The organism is Microcystis sp. M53603_WE2 (genome assembly GCF_030065435.1).
In genome coordinates this window covers 1-2,869 of the sequence record NZ_JASJFF010001030.1, presented here as the reverse complement: position 1 = coordinate 2,869, position 2,869 = coordinate 1, and the positions used below count along the sequence as shown (strand labels likewise).

General features: G+C 38.9%; 1 protein-coding gene and 1 pseudogene. Both read left to right on the top strand.

Annotated features, from left to right (window positions below; genetic code table 11):
• Window positions 1-346, top strand: a pseudogene (locus tag PX481_RS21745) (beta-ketoacyl-ACP synthase); the annotation flags it as partial.
• Window positions 347-717: 371 nt separating this feature from the next.
• Window positions 718-2,598, top strand: a complete 1,881-nt coding sequence (dnaG, locus tag PX481_RS21740) for a DNA primase (protein WP_288057642.1) — start codon at window positions 718-720, stop codon at window positions 2,596-2,598.
• Window positions 2,599-2,869: the final 271 nt, after the last annotated feature.

The window sequence follows — 2,869 nt, the reverse complement described above, 5'->3', positions numbered from 1 at the left end:
TGAAATTAATTACATTCACGCCCACGGCACTAGCACGCGTTTAAACGATGAACGGGAGGCAAACCTGATCGCCAGCATTTTTGGCTCGCAAGTGGCTGTAAGCTCGACAAAAGGGGCAACAGGACACACTTTAGGGGCTTCGGGGGCATTAGGCGTGGCTTTTTGTTTAATGGCCCTGAAAAATCAGCTAATTCCCCCCTGTGTCGGTGTGCGCGAGTCGCCTTTTCAGTTAAATTTAACTAGATCGGCTGTTAATTTTTCCCTGCACAATTGTCTCTGTCTTAGTTTCGGTTTCGGAGGACAAAATGCAGCCATCGCAGTGGGGAAGTTTTTCAGTGATCAGTGATCAGTAATCAGTTCTTTCCCTGCCGGTCTCTGCATTTTTAACAAAACTTAACAATTATGGGCGAAATTTTGCTGGCTTTTGTCGGGAGATTTTGAGATAATATTTTTAAAAGATTTTATTCATAATGGGAATATTTGAACTCGTAAAAATTTGCACGGATTCCCATTATTAGAAGAGCATAGCACAAGCCGCCGCCAAAGTCAAGTCCTTTCTTATTACTTATGGGTGCGAATTTCCAGGAGTCAAAAAGGGCCTTAGTGGGGGTGGTAGGTGTTGGGGAGATTTTTCAGTGATCAGCTTTAATACTGCTCACTTAATATATACTGCTCACTTAAAACTCACATCTGACTCCTGACTGCTGATAACTGATTATGGATACACCGCGACTACATCCGGACACGATCGAAGAAGTTAAACAAAGAATTGATATTGTGGATTTAATTTCCGAGAGAGTCGTCCTCAAAAAAAGGGGACGGGAATACGTTGGTTTATGTCCTTTTCACGAGGAAAAATCCCCCAGTTTTACGGTTAGTCCTGCCAAACAAATGTATTACTGTTTTGGCTGTGGTGCGGGGGGAAACGGGATTAAATTTCTTATGGAAGTGGGAAAACAATCTTTTAGTGAGGTGGTTTTCGATCTCGCTAGAAGGTATCAAATCCCGATTAAAACTCTGGCAGTAGAACAGCGTCAGGAATTAGAACAGAAATTATCCCTCAAGGAACAATTATACGAAATAATGGCCGTGGCGGTGAGTTTTTATCAACACGCCCTTAGTCAACCTCAAGGGGAAAAAGCGTTAGATTATCTCAAGGTACAACGACAACTAACCGCGGAAACTATCGCAGCTTTTCAACTGGGATATTCTCCGGAAGGTTGGGAAACTCTCTATCGTTATTTAGTGGAACAAAAGCGCTATCCTGTGGCTTTAGTGGAACAAGCGGGATTAATTAAAGCGCGTCAAAATGGTAGTGGTTATTACGATCAATTTCGAGATCGTTTAATGATTCCTATTTTTGATAGTCAAGGACGAGCGATCGCTTTTGGTAGTCGCACTTTAGGTAATGAGCAGCCAAAGTATCTAAATTCTCCCGATACTCCTCTATTTGAAAAGGGAAAAACTCTCTTTGCTCTCGATCGAGCTAAACAGGCAATTATTCAGCAAGATTTAGCGATAGTTGTCGAGGGTTATTTTGACGCAATCGCTCTCCATGCTACTGGTATTACTAATGTGGTTGCCTGTTTAGGAACAGCTTTAAGTCAAGAGCAAATTAAATTACTTTTGCGCTACAGTGAAAATAAACAAATAATCTTTAATTTTGATGCTGATCAAGCGGGAATTAAAGCGACACAAAGGGCGATCGAGGAAATTAACTCCCTAGTTTATTCGGGACAAGTTAACCTAAAAATCCTCAATCTTCCCGATGGTAAAGATGCCGATGAATTTCTTAAATCTCGTGCTGACGGGGTGAATAGTTATCGAGAACTAATCGAAAAATCTCCTTTTTGGATTGATTGGCAAATCTCGCAAATGTTGGTTAATAAAGATTTAAAACAGGGACTACATTTTCAACAAGTAGCCAATAGTATGGTGAGTTTACTGCAAAAGTTAATCGATAGCAATCAACGCACTTTTTATCTAGATTATTGTGCTGAAATTTTGGCTCAAAAAGATGCCACTCGTTTGCCTTATATTTTAAAAAATCTCTCAAAGCAGGTTAATAAACCTCAAGGAAAATCTCTGGCAATCAAGAGGAAAAATATTTTAGATAAATCCGAAAAAAATAGCTCGGAAAAAGCCGAATGGTTATTATTATTAATCTATCTCCATTATCCTGAATATCGGGAAATAATTTTAGAATCTTTGGATGAAAAAGATTTAATTTTTAATCTCCCGGATTATCGTTGGTTATGGCAAGTAATTCTAGAGTTAGAAACCCAAATTACTAAACCAAGAGATTTGATGTCAGCTTTACAGAATCATTTATTGATGATAACCACAGACAAAAACCGTGATTTTAATTCTTTATTTCACTTAAATGAACATACCAGTCAGGAAATTTTGCAGCCAGAAGAACAGATCAAAGATGCTATTATAGCTATGGAAAAAATTAGTTTAATGGAATATCGTCGCTACTGTCAAGAACAATTAGTTAATGATCTCGACAGCAATCGACGGGAATTTTATCAACAGGAATTCTATCAAACTGTTAATAAATTAATCGCAATTGATCCTCACTACCAACAAGCTTAAGGGCTCTTCTCGACTTTGTGTGATAATTTTTGCTTATGGAGTCGTGAAATGATTATTGGGCAAGACTTTTAGGGCTATTTTGCGGATATTCTATCAGTATAGACCTCGTTTCCACACAGAAACCAGAAGAGCCGCTTAAGTAGTTAGGTGTTAAAAACTGTCAGCTCCCCCCGCTGTCCTTTAGTCACATCTTTCTTAACATTTCAAACCTTTGTAGCACAAGGCTTTCAAGACTCGGTTAACAATTTGTAATATTCCTTGTTGACACCCT